General features: G+C 30.3%; 16 protein-coding genes. All 16 read right to left on the bottom strand.

Going from position 1 to position 16,149, the window contains the following annotated elements:
* Nucleotides 1-59 precede the first annotated feature (59 nt).
* The 16 genes from ACYTR8_RS01465 to ACYTR8_RS01390 all read right to left on the bottom strand — a co-directional run bounded on the left by ACYTR8_RS01465 (nt 60) and on the right by ACYTR8_RS01390 (nt 16,060).
* Complete coding sequence (locus ACYTR8_RS01465) at nt 60-1,109, bottom strand: nucleotidyltransferase family protein (RefSeq protein WP_479641548.1); 1,050 nt, start codon at nt 1,107-1,109, stop codon at nt 60-62.
* Nucleotides 1,109-1,900, bottom strand: coding sequence for an aminoacyl--tRNA ligase-related protein (locus ACYTR8_RS01460; RefSeq protein WP_479641547.1), 792 nt, complete (start codon nt 1,898-1,900; stop codon nt 1,109-1,111). The genes ACYTR8_RS01465 and ACYTR8_RS01460 overlap by 1 nt, the downstream gene beginning before the upstream one ends.
* A gap of 1 nt (nt 1,901) precedes the next feature.
* Nucleotides 1,902-2,999, bottom strand: coding sequence for a thiamine pyrophosphate-dependent enzyme (locus tag ACYTR8_RS01455; protein WP_479641546.1), 1,098 nt, complete (start codon nt 2,997-2,999; stop codon nt 1,902-1,904).
* Entirely contained in the window at nt 2,989-3,864 is an 876-nt protein-coding gene (locus tag ACYTR8_RS01450; RefSeq protein ID WP_227874937.1) for an isocitrate lyase/phosphoenolpyruvate mutase family protein, read from the bottom strand. The genes ACYTR8_RS01455 and ACYTR8_RS01450 overlap by 11 nt, the downstream gene beginning before the upstream one ends.
* A 58-nt stretch (nt 3,865-3,922) precedes the next feature.
* Nucleotides 3,923-5,284, bottom strand: a complete 1,362-nt coding sequence (locus tag ACYTR8_RS01445) for a hypothetical protein (RefSeq protein WP_479641545.1) — start codon at nt 5,282-5,284, stop codon at nt 3,923-3,925.
* A complete protein-coding gene (locus tag ACYTR8_RS01440) occupies nt 5,244-6,428 on the bottom strand; it encodes a histone-lysine N-methyltransferase (protein WP_479641544.1) in 1,185 nt (394 codons plus the stop codon). The genes ACYTR8_RS01445 and ACYTR8_RS01440 overlap by 41 nt, the downstream gene beginning before the upstream one ends.
* Before the next feature lie 2 nt (nt 6,429-6,430).
* Nucleotides 6,431-7,225, bottom strand: a complete 795-nt coding sequence (locus ACYTR8_RS01435; RefSeq protein ID WP_479641543.1) for a nucleoside-diphosphate kinase — start codon at nt 7,223-7,225, stop codon at nt 6,431-6,433.
* Entirely contained in the window at nt 7,215-8,423 is a 1,209-nt protein-coding gene (locus ACYTR8_RS01430; protein ID WP_479641542.1) for an aminotransferase class III-fold pyridoxal phosphate-dependent enzyme, read from the bottom strand. Before ACYTR8_RS01430 ends, ACYTR8_RS01435 begins: the two co-directional genes overlap by 11 nt.
* The gene (locus tag ACYTR8_RS01425) at nt 8,395-9,306 is read right to left on the bottom strand and encodes a transketolase family protein (protein ID WP_479641541.1); all 912 of its coding nucleotides are present in this window, start codon (nt 9,304-9,306) and stop codon (nt 8,395-8,397) included. Before ACYTR8_RS01425 ends, ACYTR8_RS01430 begins: the two co-directional genes overlap by 29 nt.
* The gene (locus tag ACYTR8_RS01420) at nt 9,303-10,115 is read right to left on the bottom strand and encodes a 1-deoxy-D-xylulose-5-phosphate synthase N-terminal domain-containing protein (RefSeq protein ID WP_268734238.1); all 813 of its coding nucleotides are present in this window, start codon (nt 10,113-10,115) and stop codon (nt 9,303-9,305) included. Before ACYTR8_RS01420 ends, ACYTR8_RS01425 begins: the two co-directional genes overlap by 4 nt.
* Entirely contained in the window at nt 10,112-11,005 is an 894-nt protein-coding gene (locus tag ACYTR8_RS01415; protein ID WP_479641540.1) for an aminotransferase class IV, read from the bottom strand. The genes ACYTR8_RS01420 and ACYTR8_RS01415 overlap by 4 nt, the downstream gene beginning before the upstream one ends.
* Nucleotides 10,998-12,206 carry an enolase-like domain-containing protein gene (locus tag ACYTR8_RS01410; RefSeq protein ID WP_479641539.1) on the bottom strand — a complete coding sequence of 403 codons (1,209 nt, stop codon included), beginning with the start codon at nt 12,204-12,206 and terminating at the stop codon, nt 10,998-11,000. The genes ACYTR8_RS01415 and ACYTR8_RS01410 overlap by 8 nt, the downstream gene beginning before the upstream one ends.
* Nucleotides 12,207-12,270: 64 nt before the next feature.
* The gene (locus ACYTR8_RS01405) at nt 12,271-13,236 is read right to left on the bottom strand and encodes a D-alanine--D-alanine ligase family protein (RefSeq protein WP_479641538.1); all 966 of its coding nucleotides are present in this window, start codon (nt 13,234-13,236) and stop codon (nt 12,271-12,273) included.
* A 252-nt stretch (nt 13,237-13,488) separates the two neighbouring features.
* Entirely contained in the window at nt 13,489-15,339 is a 1,851-nt protein-coding gene (locus ACYTR8_RS01400) for an SAG1250 family conjugative relaxase (protein ID WP_479641537.1), read from the bottom strand.
* Nucleotides 15,326-15,691 (bottom strand): plasmid mobilization relaxosome protein MobC, encoded by a 366-nt coding sequence (gene mobC, locus ACYTR8_RS01395; RefSeq protein ID WP_479641536.1) that lies wholly within the window; start codon nt 15,689-15,691, stop codon nt 15,326-15,328. The genes ACYTR8_RS01400 and mobC overlap by 14 nt, the downstream gene beginning before the upstream one ends.
* A gap of 9 nt (nt 15,692-15,700) precedes the next feature.
* On the bottom strand, nt 15,701-16,060 hold the full coding sequence (locus ACYTR8_RS01390) for an SAG1252 family conjugative relaxosome accessory protein (RefSeq protein ID WP_449449129.1): 360 nt from the start codon (nt 16,058-16,060) through the stop codon (nt 15,701-15,703).
* Nucleotides 16,061-16,149 lie beyond the last annotated feature (89 nt).

Here is a 16,149-nt window from a genome sequence, read left to right as displayed (position 1 = left end):
ATATTTTTAACATTCGCCTTAATTACTGACAAAAATCGAAAAATGGTTCATTAATAAAATTAATTAATGAATATCTTATCGCATGTTTTTACTTTTAATTTTAAATCAAAAACTCTATCTTCAATCGAAATAGGCCAATACTTAACCTTCTGATCTTTGTCAATATAACTATTAAACTCATCTTTCACTTTTAATTCTTCAGTATAATTATCCAAAATTGATAAATTGAGTTCCAATAATTGTTTAGTCACACCTATTGATGCAAAAACTTTATTATCACAATTCAATTTTCTAGAACTGTAAACTACTGAATTAAACTCTTCTTGCTTTAAGTCTTTAAGAATTAAAGCAATTTCAAATACTCTGCTTAACCGAATTTCCTTTGGATCTCCACCCAAAAAAGATCTATTCAATGCAAAATATCTCGCTTCATTATATAAATGACAACAAAGATGTATAAAATTCATCACCTTATCTAGAGTATTAATTTTTATTTTACTATCATAGATAATATCATTTTTTATATCATTGAATTCAATTTCTGAATCACTTAAACCTTTCCAAGAAAACAAAAAATTAATATCAACATTAATGAATACATTATCATTTTCTTTTTTCACTAAATTATATATCTCATGTGTAAAGAGTTTTTGATAGAGTATTTCTTCTCGAGTTGCATGATGAATTTCACCATTATCTTTGAGATGCCCAAAAACATAACCCAGTTGGTAAAATAATTTTTCTACCCCTGGTATCATTTCTCTAGCTACCAAAATATCTAAATCACTATAATATCTAATCCATGGTTCTTCATAATACTTTTCAGAGGTTTGAATTCCTTTTAAAAAAGCAACTTGTATAGATTGATTTTCAAATATAGCATTCAAGTCTCTTGCAACTTTTATATACTGACGATTTCTGCTTTCGATTACTTTTTTTCTAACTTCAAATTTTTCCATTAAAGGAGGTTCTATATTATTCTTTTTACATAAATAATAATAAAACATATCTAAATGTTGGTAAAGTAAGAAATTTTCATCAATTTCCACCCAATCTTGGGTATTTTCATTAAGATAAGCATGAAACAGCGATATGATTTGTTTTCTCATTATAACTTATAATCCTTTTCTAACTCTTTTATTAAACTTATCCATCTATCAATCCCTAATCCAACGCATCCTGTTACAATTGTATCATTACTATCAAAATTAAATTCTTTACTGAAATGATTGTTATGATAATTAAACGAAGCTACAGATACCTCCTTTCCTGAAATATGGACAATTAGTTCAAACTTTAGGTTATTATACTTTTGAAATTTTTGCTTAACTTTGTTTAGATTCGTCGGATAAAAATTGTCACAAGCATTTTGGATTTTGGCAGTTGAATCAAATCGAAGTGCTATAGCTAAGAATTTTTCTTTTAAATCTTCTAAGAATTCTTCCACAAATTTCGGATTTCCAATAGCAAGAAATTCTCTTACCGTAAACTCCCATTGACGAGTACCCATTGTAAAATTACCATTTTCATAACGGAACACATCAACTAAAGAACTATAAATACATTCTTTAACTTCTTTATGTTCTAACATAGGATAAAAATGTAAGCAGGCTGCCGGTGTCAAAAAATAATTTTCTGATGAACTATATTTAATTTCTTCTAATTCTCTGTTATTTCCCAGAGATTCTAGTTGAGAAACATCAATTATATCTACTTTAGATAGCTGATTTGGCATTGTAGAAAAATATCCACAACGCTTTAAAACTTCGCCACTGATTAAAGAGGGTAACTTATGGTATTCAACGTTATATTTACTATCTAACTGTGATATAAATAAAGTATCTAATTTCATGATATTATCATAGTCATTTTGACTATATTCAACGTATCTATCAGGCATATTAATTCTCCATATTAAATTGTTTTATTTCTTCGAAATTAAAATCCATTCTTTCTAATAATGAATAAGTCACTTCATTAGAACAAATTATTTCAATAAAATTCTTTCCTTGCTGATTTAATTTTTCCTCAAAATCAACCACTTCTAAATTATCACTAGAATATATATTATCAAAATTCATAGATTCAGCTAACTTAAAAAAATTACAGCTCGAAGCTAATGTGTTCTCTCCCCCAACTGATAGATGTTTATAGTTGTTTAACAAGATATATGTAACATCCAAATTATAATAATCAAATAACGCTAAAGAACCCATATGCATAAATAAGGAACCATCTCCATCTATAATATATATTTTCTTTTTTTTATTATTTATAGAAGTTCCCATACATATACCAGCACCGAAAGATATTGTTTGTCCTAATGAGCCTGGCACAGGTATATGAACAAAGTTCTTTTTATAAGTATCTTTTACATTCTCCATATGACGAGTTATATATCCTGTTGATGTGAGAACAATAGAGTCTTTCTCTTTTTCCAGAATAGCACATATTTTATTAAGTATATCGTTATAATCAGAAATTTGGTAATTTTTTATATTAACAATATCTGAAAAAAATTCTTTATCCACTAGAATGGCTGCGCTTTTATTCTTTTTTTTGATATTATCAATAATTCTTCTTATATCAGTATTAAGGGCGTTTGTAAAATAATCTTTTTCATATATATCAAATTGACTTATCTCCAAAAGCTTCTTTGTTACCTTACCACACTCAAAATGCTGAGGAGCATCATCTGTTCCTCCCCGAAATCCAATTATATAGAGCATAGGATGATTATAAACTGCTTGCCCCACTAAACTTTGTACAGGATCTAATATATTTCCTAATCCTGAATTTTGTAAAAAAATTACAGGCATCCTACTTGTTGTAATACTATATCCAAAAGCCATTGAAACTGCATTGCCCTCATTTGGTACAATTATCAATTCATCATTCGCTAATTGTGAAGTAATAGGATACAAGAAAGTATCTGGAACCCCAAAAAAACGAGTTACACCATTTAACTTCAAAGAACTTATTAAATCTTTACTTTTCATCTATCTCCCCCAATAATGGTATATAATTCAATATTTCACTTATAGGTAGTAACTTATTTTCTACCCCATTACTATAACCATCAATCAATATACTTTTTGCAATATATTCCATTGGTTTGATAATGCTTCTTAACAAATGGTTAGCATAGATAATTAAGTCTGCTCCGCTCTCAAATAATTCCTCTGCACAAACATATGGAAAATCTGTTGGGATAACAATAAGTGGTATTTCTGGAAAGTATCTCTTAAAATACTTAAGCGCTTGATATAGGTCATCTAATCTGGAATTCAATGCATGAATTACCAATGCTTCAGCACCAGCCTTTATATAACAGTTTCCTCTATATAGTAAATCTTCTAAACTTTTTCCAAGAACTAGACTCTCAATTCGAGCAATAATTGCTGTTTTACTATTTTTTCTCGATTTAACTGCAACCCTTATTTTTCTTTCAAAAGACTCTGTACTATCCTGTAATTGAGTGTTTTTCTCACCCAATAAAGAATTATACTTTTGGCCGATCTTATCTTCTATTACTATTCCTGCAATTTTTCTCAGTGTAATTTTTTCTATCAAAGAAGCTGTTTGTGCTAACGTACCTCCACTGTCAATATCTACTATAATATGTTTTTCAGTAACACATAAAATATCATCAATTGTTTGAAGTCGATCGGTTATATTTACGACTTCCATATCTGGCTTCCCTCGAATTATTGAATCACAGAGCGAACTAATCCAAATTCCATCATATTCAAAGATATCACCTTTATCAGAAGAATATTTAGTCTGGTCTATAATATAGGCACTTAGTGCATCATGTGCCTCAATAATTTTCATTTTTTTCTTTTTTAAAATATCAATAAACAATTTTATTCTCCATATTAATACAATTCTAATTATTAGTTCATTTCTAGTAAATTATCTATCAACGTAAATAAGATCGATATTTAATAGTTCTTTCTTTCACATTTTGATTTTCTCTTAGATATTGTTTCATAAAATCAGGAAAAATCACTTCTGAAGGTGAGGGAGATCCAAAATATGACTCAGCTTTTATAATAATTTTTGTATTTATTATTTTTTTCATTTCACGCATTATATATTTTTTTTCGTCTAATTTTAATTCATTTATTGACTCTAAAATATTAGTTACAACAAATTTTTCAAAGAAAAAATCTAATTGTTCATAGAAAGAGGTAACCGTTAATTCTTTTGACATATCAAAATCTTGAAAAATAAAACCAATTTGATTATCATAAATGCTTATCATTATATTTTGCATATGAAAATCATATGGAAAAATTAACCGTTTATACTTAATAGAGACATTTAAAAAGAATTCAAAACAATCAATTAAAGGAAAAAGTATGTTCAATAACAAGTAATCTGGTATATTTTGACTCGTATTTTTTCTAAGGTCATAAAAATGGGTAAAAAATGATTTTCCATTATCAAAAATTCTTTGCTGAAAGAAAGCGAATAACGGTGCTATGAACCCATTGAAAAACTTATTTCTCAGAACCATATTCCGTTTACCTATTCTAACATATGCATAATCATCAAAAATTTTTAATATCGGATTTTCGGAATTAGCTAATTCACTTTTTATGATTTCTGATGCTCGGATCCTCAACTCATTTCTAGTAAGGTTTCTGATAGAATTAGATATTTTATAAGGTACATCAATTTTAAAAAAGTCTGGAAATGTACTACTAAAAAATGTTCTATGACTTGCTGTAAAGTAATAATTTTCTGCTGTCATCCCCAAAGTATTTTCATAATATGGTATTATACTATCCTCGTTATTAATTGAAAAATACAATTTTTTTTCTAGAGTATTTTCAGCTTTATTGTCATCAGACAACTTATTAATATACATTAAAGAAACTATTGAGTTCTCAAATTCTTTTGATCCAATTCTATTAGTGAGTGCAAACTGTAAATCTCTATCTGATATTTCGAGAATATCCCTAACAGAATATATATTGAATTTCCCCAATAAATTTTTACAATTTTTATAAAAATTTCTTCTTCCTTCGATATTATCTTTTTGATGCTCCCAAAACAAATCATTTAACTGAGGGAATAATAAAGAAAGTTCTCCCAATGTTAAACACTCTTTTTCACAATATTTATACGATACATTATTATATCCATACCAAGTTAACGAAAAAGTATATTCCTTACTCTTAGGAAGTTCGAATCCCCAATTATATAAGCAGGAAATTATACTATCATTTTCGGATTTACTTATAGTCAAGTCTTTCCACTCTTTTTTGTTTAACATAATCAACAAATTCCTCTTCCCTAAAAAATAAGTCATTTTGTTTCACTAAGCCTAATATAGAAGTTATATTCTCCTGACTTAATTCTAAACCATATTTTCGACTTATATATTCAATACTGCTTCTCCCACTTTGAGAATTAATACCTACTGTCACCTCCCTACCAAAAATATTAGAATCATATGGTGAAAATATGATTGAAAAATTATTATCATTTTTAAGATATGATTTATAAAGTGATGATGCATGTGTTCCTGCGCAAGTGAAAAAGGAATCCATTCCAAAACACGGAGTCTTAGGCGATATTGGAAATTGTGATTTATTTTCTAAAATCTTTGCAACATCATACAAATATCTCGGTTTATAAGTTGCTCTTCTCCCACACTCACTTACAATAAGATTAATTATCAGTTGCTCTGTTGAAGTATTTCCACATCTTTCTCCAATCCCTAGAGTGCAAGTATGTACTATATCTGCACCCGATTCAATAGCAGATAAGGCGTTTGAGACAGCAAGTCCTAAATCATTATGACCATGCCACTCAATAGTTTTACTCAAAAATAAATTTTTTCTAAAAAAATATACCAGATCCCTAGTTGAATTATAATTACAAGTTCCGACAGTATCAGCAATGACGACACTCTCAACCAAAGGATAATTGTTTATTATTTCAATTAACTTCTTTAAAAAGCTTTTATCAGCTCTAGAAGCATCTTCAAATGCAATAGTTATTTTAGCATTTTCCATTTGGCAATAATTAAGAACGTCAATTATTTTCTCAATGATAATTTCTTCACTCCAATTCTCCACTTTCATCCTTATTGGGCTGACAGCAATATACGTGTACACCTTAAGTTGATTAAATGAATTGCATTGAACGATATTTTTAATTTCTTTAAAATCCTCAATCAGCAACCTACATAATACTGCTGGAACTATCTTCAGCTTATTAGTAATAATAAATTGGAACAATTCATTAATTTCATCATTTTCTTTTTTTGAGGAATTTATAAAACCAATACAACATCCTTCTATGCCAGCATTATCAAAATTCTTAATAACTTTCTTTTTATCCTCAGTATTCAACATTGAAAGTTCGCTACTCTGAATACCATCTCGTAAAGTTTCTTCATATATTTTTACCATATTTATTCTCCAGAGATTTCTTCAATTATTAAATGAGATAAGTATAAATCTCTTTCCAGCTTACTCCATAAAATAGATTCATTTTCTAAATATAAAATAACATCTTCAGGGGAACGATTTGATTTTATAAAATTAAGCTCTTCAGATATTTTTCTACTTTCTTCTTTCGTTTTAGAACTGAATAAATCAAAAATTCTTTGTTTCCAATAACACATTTTATTTACTTTATTCTCTAAATCACTATTAGATCGTATACCTCCTTTTTGAATTGAATCAAGCTCTAAAATAAAGTTTAGAATTTCTTCAAAAGTAATACCAATTTCTCCACAAAAGAAACTTTCAAGTTCTTTCTTAGAAAAATATAGTTCTGCCTCCTTAAGAGCTTCCTCAGCACTGTCTGAAGAATGCATAAGATTATATGTTGGATTAAACCCTCTAATCCTAATTTGATTTTGTCGGCATCGCTCAGGATAAGTGCTCCCCTTTATTTGGAGTATCTCATCAGATAAACTTTGCTTGTTTCCTTCCAATAAAATTAAAACAACTGATGAAGAAAATCTATTCCTAACAGCTGGCCAACCTAAAGAAGGAACTTGAGATTTTCCTTCCTTTCCATTCCAATTAATTAGATGTTCTCTATAGTGCTTAATTAGAGTAGTTTCATCTACTTTTGGCAACAATTTTATGATGGCTCGATTTACATCCAGTATTGACAATTTTTCCACAACTTCTTCTACTAAATTAAACGCAAAGGTTTCATTTGTAATTATGATAAATCCTAATTTTTTAATATCCATGTAGTACCTCCGTAATTGATTTTTCTAATATGTCTAACATAGAGGCTATTTGATTTTTACTTGTTATTAAGGGAGGACAAAAAGTCATATGATTATATTCTTCATACTCCAAATAAAGAAGCAAAAGACCATTATTATAACATTGTTTAAATACTTTACTAGCATTTACATTATTGCGGAAATGGATAGACCACATAAAGCCTTTTCCACTGACTTTACTAATGCATGGTAGTTTATTTTTTAGAACCTTTAATCTATATTCTATATAATTAGATAAGTTATTCACATGTTCAAATATACCATGTTCCTCTATGTAATCTAAAACAGTCATGGCAATTTTACAATCTATTGGCGATGCATTATATGTATGACCAAGAATATCTGCAGAATTAATAGAATCAATAATGTTACTTTTGACAATTACTGCACCTATATTCGCATACCCAACTCCTAAACCTTTAGATATACAAACTATATCTGGCGAAATTCCGCTATCCTCGAATCCAAAAAAGCAACCAAGTCGTCCAATTGATGTAGCAATTTCATCAATAATTGTTATAACGCCAGACTCTTTACATATTTGCATCAAATAATTTAGATAGTCTCTATCAATCATCTCAGAGCCTATTGGATTCGTAATCATACTATCCAATACAAACGCAGTAATATCTGTAAAATCCATTTCCCAGTCCAAGTTCCATCGCGTAGGAATAGTTAAATAATCACCAATATAGCCATTATATAATTTTTGAAATTTTCTATGACCAGATACACTTAACGCACCAAGTGTAGAACCGTGATAACTCCCTTCAAATGTGGCAAATCTAGTATTGGATCCTTGATTTCTTTTATTTTTTTGTTGATATAACACTGATATTCTGAGAGCAGCTTCAATACAATCCGAACCAGAAGTTGCAAAATACACTTTATAGTTACCGTAAGGTTTTATTATGTCATGCAATCTATTAGCTAACATCAATGATTCATAGGTTGTTCCTTTGCCTGTATGCATAAAATTAATTTTCCGTATTTGTTCATGAATCACCTTTTCAATCTCTAACACACCATAACCCAGATTGACATTCATTGAATTAGAACAACCATCTATTATCTCCTTATTATCATCAGTGTATAGATAAATCCCATCTGACTTAACGAAATTATCATCTTCAAATACTCTTTTCACTAGATTGTGCATGATTTATCCTTCTAATTTTCTCAAAAATCTTATCAGGGGAAAGCCCTTCGTTTGTAAGTAAGGTTTCATAATCACCAGTTTCTCCAAAGTGAGGTTTAATACCGAAAGAAATGATGTTTATTCCTAGTCCAAAAAAATAATTTTTAAATTGTTCTCCTAACCCACCTGTAAGGGTATTCTCTTCAATTATGTATACGCTTTCATATTTGCGTAAAAAAATTTCCCAATATTCCCAATCAATAGGTTTGATCTTACTTACTAAAATAAAATCAGCAAACTCCCTAATATCTGAATCTTCCATGTATTTTTTTGAGAGTAGCGAACCGAGATAGCCCATTGAGATAATTATGCTTTTATTTCCTTGACTGATATAGCGACTGACTACATCATTTAAAATTTTATTTTTATTAATTCTAATATAGGAGGAATAGTCATTATTTATGCTTTCGTTAATAGCAGTTTGAATCGAGGACTGATCATATGGACAGTAAATTGATATGTCTGGAAACGAACTTAATATCGAAATATCATTTAATAACTGGTGTGTTTCTCCTTCTTTTGAAGCTGAGTAACCCGAATAGCCTCCTACTAAAATCACTTTTTTCTTGTTCATTAGTATACTATCATTGATTTGTTCAAGCGCTCTTAGAATCAAATGTTTACTAAAAAGCATTACAAATGGAACAAATTCTAAAGTTCCTGCTATTCCTGCACTTATTCCTACAATATTAGCTTCACAGATACCTAAATTTAAATAATTTTCAGGAAAAATTTCTTTAAACTTACTAGCATACGTTGATCTTCCAACATCACCTGTTAATACTACTATATTCTGTTCTTCAATATTTTTATTTATTAACTCGTCAATAAATGTTTTTCTCATGCCATTTTATCTCCACCTAAACATTCCATTGCTCTCTTGTATAATACTTCCTTTTCACTCGATAAAATGTTATATGAATGAAATTCCGTCTTCCCTTCCATAAATTCTATTCCCTTTCCTTTTGTAGTGTTAGAAATAATCACATTAGTCTGGGAGTAATCTATATTATCAAGCACGTTTAATATTTCATCATAAGAATTACCGTTTACTTCAATAGGATTAGTTCCTAGAAAAGAACTAATCTTTTGAGCCAAATTCGGAAAATTAGCGACATCTTCACATTTACCATCCAATTGAAGAAAGTTCCTATCAATAATGAAAACTAAATTTTGAAGATTCAAATTTCTGCAAGTATAGAATGCTTCCCATACTTGTCCTTCATTTAATTCGCCATCCCCTAACATAACAAAAATTTTTTTATCAGATTTCTTTCTTTTATTTACCCAAGCCATCCCTACTCCTATAGAAGGACCTTGTCCTAAACTTCCTAAACCAAATTTAAGAGTCGGGATTCTATGATTTGGATGCCCGGTTAATAAACTTCGATATTCTCTAAACCCATAAATAAAATCTTTATCTAACACCCCAGATTCAATTAATTTTGCATATAAAGCAGGAGCTGCATGCCCTTTCGATAGTATAAATTCGGCATTTTCTGGAAAAACATAATTTTCATAAATGACATTAATAAAATCAACACTAGACAACGATGCGCCAAAATGACCAGATTCAGCCCCAAAAATCATATCAATAATAGTTCGCCTAATGATTTGAGCTCTTTCATTAAAATAATTTACATCCTTTATCATAATTTAACAAACCATTCTTTATATTTTTCTACCCCTTTTTTAGAAAATACTTCCTTATAATAATTTACTATCTCAGCCAATAGCAAATTATTTGTATCAAAATGTATATTTTTATCAATATTTCTAATAGGCGTAATCCCATTTGTTGTACCTACACAGAAAGCAGAATCAAAATCTGATAATTTGCTATAATTAAGTTCTTTTATCTCAATCAAAATATTATGTTCTTGGCATAAATCAATTATTAACTTTCGAGTGATGCCATCAAGTATACCACTTCCTAAATCTGGAGTATATACAGTTCTATCTTTTATTAAGAAAATATTTGAACGACTCAGCTCACAAATATTTTCTTTTTCGTTTACATATAAAATATCATCGAATTCAATATCTGAGTACAATTCTTTTCTCGCATTTATATAATGTGATGGAGACTTTATCATATAAAGATTATTATTAGAGGTTCTAATTAAATTTGACCTCTTTATTACTTTTGAACTAACACCTGATTTGCTTCGTATACCAATATCTAAATAAGATAATGTCAAAGTACATTCGACTTCACCTAACAGTTCACTTTCATAGGGACAAAAAACATTTATTCTCAAAGCATACGATTCCTGCCAAGGTACGAATTCAATAAATTTTTTTATGTCATATAAAAGTTTATTAGAATCCAAAGATAACTCTATATTTAAAAACTTGCAACTAGTTTTCAAACGATTAAAATAATCCTGAAATCGGAAAATATAGATATCTGAACCAAGTAAGAACATTTTGGGTGCCTCAAAGACACTAATTCCATATCTAATGGAAGCTGAGCTTATATTAACCTCTATATTTTTGTTATTAACAAGTGCCCCATCTGTACTGATTTTTCCATTATCCATTTCTTAATACCTCATTATATTTTGCAATTCTATCCAACCTGTCCAGACCTCCAGCTTTTAAATAAGAAGAAGTCACACTCATTGCTAAATGTGATATAATATTGTTCTCAGTCTCAGCAGTGCGTTGTGAAAAAGCCATACTAATCCCTGATTTCTCTGCATATTCCATCACCTCAAGTGTTTTACTCACTGAGCCAACTTGATTAGGCTTTATTACAATACCATCAGCACAATCTTTAAACTGTGAAATTCTTTCTAAGTTTGTTGCGTAAAAATCATCACCAAAAACTTGTAACTTTAGAGGTTTTATCAATTGAAATTTTCTCCAACTATCCAAATCTTCATCGGAAAATGGATCTTCAAGATAAACCAATGGATACTTAGCTCCCAAATCACAATAAGTATCCATAATTTCTGTGACTGTCTGTTGCTGACTAACACACCATGGTACTTTATATATGCCAAGTGAAGAATCGTAACGATCTGTCATTGCTAAATCTAAACCGATATCATATCTATTTTTGTATAATTTTAATGTCTCTAATAACGAATCCAAAATAATATAAAAATTATCCGTGTTAATTATTAATGCACCTTGATTAGAAATAGATGTGTAGAAACCTTGGTTTTTAAACTTTATCATTAACTCATTTTTTATGTTAGATATTTCTAATAATGATTGAAAAGTAATTTCTTTTTCAGATACTAAAAGAAATTCAAAACCTGCAAGTAAGCTATCTGGCTTTCCATCTATTATATTGACTAAATGTTTCACCTTTCCTTTTGATGCAGAACCTGGTTCAAAAAATAATTTCCATAAAGGTGATTTCTTATTTTTAGAAAACGCTTCCCAAATAGCATAGGAACAAGCTATTGCTACATTACCATAATTTTCTATTTCAGGAATATCAAATAAGTGCTTATCCAATTCTGTAATATCTTCAATATCTTCAACTTCCCTATTAATAATTCGGGGAAGGATGTTTTCATTGAAAAATTCTATATTTCCATCTGGTATTGGACTAAAGTTGTTTCCTCTAGGATAATACTCATTATATTGAATATCATAATGCCCAGTTGTAGACCCTCGTGGAGCAGCACCAATTCCAGTATCTCCACTATCAAGAAAAATCTCTACTTCAATTGTTGCGAACCCTTTTGAGTCAAAGATATATCTGCAAATACCATTAATTATTTTCATAGGCTTCCACTTTCTTTTTTATCATTGAAAATTACTTTTTTATAAATGTCGTCGATTTTATTTTCTATTGAGATCTAACTTCCCTACTCAGCTCAATAATACGTTCACATAGGTTTGGGAAATCTATACCAGCTGCTTTCGCTTCCTGTGGTAATAAACTTGTTTTAGTCATACCTGGTAAACTATTTGATTCAATAAAATATACATCCCCCTTCTCATCTACAATAAAATCAGTGCGTGAATAAACATTAAATCCAAGAGCCTTATGTATTTTATATGCGGATTTTTGTAAGGTATGAGTTAACTTTTCAGATATTTTTGCGGGAACGACTTCTTCAGCTGCACCAACAGTGTACTTGTTATTATAATCATAAAAACCATTTTTTACTTTTATTTCAATAACCGGTAAAACAGTTTCACCTAAAATACCTACCGAAAATTCTCTCCCCTTAATATACTTTTCTACAAAGAATGAGCCAAGTTCAGGATGCTCTTTATAATAAATGTCAAATTGTTTTTTATTTTGAAATATCTTAATACCTTTACTTGAACCACTTCTAATTGGCTTTATAACAATAGGAAAATCATTTGCTTGAATTCTATCAACCATCAAGTTCGAAGCACATTTTATTCCAACAGAACTAGCCACTATTTTTGATAATTTTTTATCCATGCTAATAGCTGTACTAAGAAACGAATTTCCTGTATAGTCTATTTTTTCTACATCAAAAATAGCCTGTAGTTTCCCATTCTCACCTATTCCACCATGAGTTGCTAAGAAAACTATATCAACCTTTCTACAAGCATCAATAACACCCGAACCAATCTCAACTTTTTGTTTATTTAATCCGCGCTCACTTTTTTCAATTTCTCCTATCTCATACGAATAGTCTTGAGATAAATCTATAGAAATCACATCATACCCCAATGTTAATAGACTTTTACTAATCTCCTTTGCAGAATTTTCTGACACCTCTCTCTCTTCGCTAAGGCCACCATATAGTACAACAATTTTTTTAATAATAGCCATTCACTTAACCTCCTTGTTAGAATCTTATTGAATAAAATGAAGTAATAGATATCTCAAAATATAAATAATAAATAATATAGTATTTATAAAATAATTTCTAATATCTGCAAAAGTGAGCGCTTTCATTTTTATTCTACGATTTTTTTATCCTATTGTCAAAAATTATTTGTGCTTAAACCATATGAGTGTGCTCCATGTATTGCAGTTCCTTAAATCAAGCATAATCCAGCAATTTCTAGCTTTATCCCTCCTCTAAAATTTGTCAATTACGAAAACATCTTTTTCCATATTTAACGTGCTTACAAAAATTTCTAATCTTATTGCTCTTTTCTCAAACTCATAAAGATAATAGTCTAAGTTTTCTTGCAATACTCTTATTTCTTCGTTCACATTTTTTAATGAAGTTGATTCTGTTAAGTTCAGTTTTGAAAAGTCATATCTGGCTAATTTTCTACCGATCTCATCTTCACTCTTCAGATTGATAAGCACTTCCGCCATCTTATTTAAGTTGGCGATTTTTTCATTGGTCTGATTTAGTTTGATATCTAGCTCTGCTATTTCTGCGACTAGTTCGTCTTTAATGTCTTGGTATTTCTTATCAGTTTCAGTTAATTCAATCAAGAGGTTAATCTCAGAAATCTTTTCTTGTAGACTCTCAACTGTTGGTCGTCTATATGGTATCATCCGACTATCATTAGTTAGCTGTCTAATTAAGGTCCGTCCTTTTATGTAACGGTTCATCTCAGAATTTTCTTTGTTATAGATAAAGTATGAGGTTGTCTCACGGATACAGACTTTATATTTTTTATGATTTTCTTCTTCCATAATATCCAATTGATAGTTGGGAATGAAAATAAGACCGCTCTGTTTGACACCGAAAGACACCTTGATATAGACGCCCTTATCAACTAACTTCTCTATTTGGTGCTCTGCAAGTTCCACTTCAAATTCATGGACTGCATCCCTCTTTTCCTTAAACTCCTCAAAGGCTTCCTCAATCTCTTCAGTGGAGGCCTTCTCCTTATCATGTTCTTCGTGAAAAGAATGATATTGTTCTTGAAGACTTTCAACTGTCTCTGAGGAAACAAACTCCTTGTCTTCAAAATAATTCTGAAAAAAATTGACATCATATAATTTCTTATCACTTATTTTTTTATGACTCAGACTGAATTGATTTCCATTGTCTTCAAGTATAAAGGTCACATTTTTTTGTTTTAAGTCAATGGTTAGATTCAATTCTTTTGCTTTTGTTAGTAACTCTTCTAAAGAATTAACACGGTTCAACAAAAATTCTAAACGACTTTCAATCTCTTGCTTGGCAAAATATGTACGAAAAAATTCTTCATCATATAAATCTCGTTTGCTGAGTTGGCGTCCTCGAATTGGTTTTGTCATTGCTCTATCCGTCATCATGAATCGACTATGCTTCTGACTAAAATCAATATGAATATGTAACTGCACCGCTTTTTCTAAAAAATCATCAAAGGACTTTGACTGCCGCATCAAAAAATAAAGACGTTGCTTTAATTCAAATTTATGACTAGACTGCCTATATTTTTGATAGTCACGGTAAGAGAAACGCTTTTCAACAATTTTTGCCCCCGCCATTTTAGAAATACGGTCTGAAATCATACGTAAATTTCGTTCTAAGGCATAATTCCATATCAATTTTTTATCTGAATTACTGTCTATGGCATTGATTAGAATGTGATTATGAACATGATTTTTGTCTGTATGAGTAGCTACGATGAAACGAAAACGGCCCCCTGTTAATTCCATTATGGTCTCATAACCAATGCGATTAATTTCTTCAGGTGTCAGATTATCTTCAGGAGAAAATGATTGGATGAGGTGATGGGCATGAATATTTTGTTGGTGTTTTTCTTGTCGGTCATTTCTAGATTCGTACAACTTGTCGTTATTGGTAAAGTTGACATTGTACATTTCTACCATTTCTTCATAGCTAGGGAAGTCTAAATAATTGCTCATGCCAAAATCAGATACCAATTTCAAATTGTCCGTTTTATCAGGATTGAGAATATACTTAATTAAACGCCTACGATATTTTTTTCCGTGTGTCGCAAAGTGTTTAGTGACAACCATGAAACTCCTTCAGTCTTTTCACTTCCACTTGAAATTCTCTATCCACTTCCTTAATTAACTCTCCGACTCCTTTACTCAATTCTTGTAACTGGTCCTGAGAAATCAGATGGCTTTGATTAATGGCACGCGCAATTTGATTAATGTTATTTCCAATCCGTCTCAATTCAAAAACTAACTGGTCATAAGTATCCGTGTTAATGGTGACAAATGACATATTGGGATTCAGCAACACTTTTCTGGCATAGACTGAAAAATTTTGACAGTGACTCTTAGCAATCCGTTCATTCAATTGATGTAATTCCGAATCAGTTAGAAATACTTTTTTGAGATTGGTACGATAGCGATAAACCATAGTAGCCTCCTATCTCATGTATTTTTCACGAAACTCACGACTGAGTGGCTGTACTTGATTGACTTCCGCAATCAATTCTTGAACGCAGGTCAATAAAATAGATACATGTTCTTGAGTCACTTGGTGATTTTCTCTTGCGACAACCAGAACTTCATGAACATTTCGACTAATCTGTTCAAACTTTTGAGATTGCCAAAGAGAGAACCATTCTTTAGCAGCTAACTGTTTATCATCTGTCATCAAAATTTTATCTCTGACAAATGGTGAAAAGTGCCGATAATTGCCAACCTCCATCATATTTTCAATCCGTTTTAGCTCATCAGCGGTTAGATTTACCTCTTTTCGAATGTCACGGTACTGTTCAGACATCTCTTTCCCTCACTTTCATCCTTTCTCGGGCAAGACCCGACCCCGTGTGTCATACGGGAAATTTCCTAAAGCCTTTGTTCGGTCTTTGC

It is taken from the genome of Streptococcus sp. F2 (assembly GCF_056500955.1).
This window is presented reverse-complemented; position numbering and strand designations above follow the sequence as displayed.

Excerpts from the sequence above, each read along its gene's own strand:
- ACYTR8_RS01400 (WP_479641537.1), bottom strand. The coding sequence starts at position 15,339 with ATGGTTGTCACTAAACACTTTGCGACACACGGAAAAAAATATCGTAGG.
- ACYTR8_RS01390 (WP_449449129.1), bottom strand. The coding sequence starts at position 16,060 with ATGTCTGAACAGTACCGTGACATTCGAAAAGAGGTAAATCTAACCGCT.
- ACYTR8_RS01465 (WP_479641548.1), bottom strand. The coding sequence starts at position 1,109 with ATGAGAAAACAAATCATATCGCTGTTTCATGCTTATCTTAATGAAAAT.
- ACYTR8_RS01425 (WP_479641541.1), bottom strand. The coding sequence starts at position 9,306 with ATGAGAAAAACATTTATTGACGAGTTAATAAATAAAAATATTGAAGAA.
- ACYTR8_RS01445 (WP_479641545.1), bottom strand. The coding sequence starts at position 5,284 with ATGTTAAACAAAAAAGAGTGGAAAGACTTGACTATAAGTAAATCCGAA.
- ACYTR8_RS01430 (WP_479641542.1), bottom strand. The coding sequence starts at position 8,423 with ATGCACAATCTAGTGAAAAGAGTATTTGAAGATGATAATTTCGTTAAG.
- ACYTR8_RS01440 (WP_479641544.1), bottom strand. The coding sequence starts at position 6,428 with ATGGTAAAAATATATGAAGAAACTTTACGAGATGGTATTCAGAGTAGC.
- ACYTR8_RS01420 (WP_268734238.1), bottom strand. The coding sequence starts at position 10,115 with ATGATAAAGGATGTAAATTATTTTAATGAAAGAGCTCAAATCATTAGG.
- ACYTR8_RS01415 (WP_479641540.1), bottom strand. The coding sequence starts at position 11,005 with ATGGATAATGGAAAAATCAGTACAGATGGGGCACTTGTTAATAACAAA.
- ACYTR8_RS01460 (WP_479641547.1), bottom strand. The coding sequence starts at position 1,900 with ATGCCTGATAGATACGTTGAATATAGTCAAAATGACTATGATAATATC.
- ACYTR8_RS01455 (WP_479641546.1), bottom strand. The coding sequence starts at position 2,999 with ATGAAAAGTAAAGATTTAATAAGTTCTTTGAAGTTAAATGGTGTAACT.
- mobC (WP_479641536.1), bottom strand. The coding sequence starts at position 15,691 with ATGGTTTATCGCTATCGTACCAATCTCAAAAAAGTATTTCTAACTGAT.
- ACYTR8_RS01405 (WP_479641538.1), bottom strand. The coding sequence starts at position 13,236 with ATGGCTATTATTAAAAAAATTGTTGTACTATATGGTGGCCTTAGCGAA.
- ACYTR8_RS01410 (WP_479641539.1), bottom strand. The coding sequence starts at position 12,206 with ATGAAAATAATTAATGGTATTTGCAGATATATCTTTGACTCAAAAGGG.
- ACYTR8_RS01435 (WP_479641543.1), bottom strand. The coding sequence starts at position 7,225 with ATGGATATTAAAAAATTAGGATTTATCATAATTACAAATGAAACCTTT.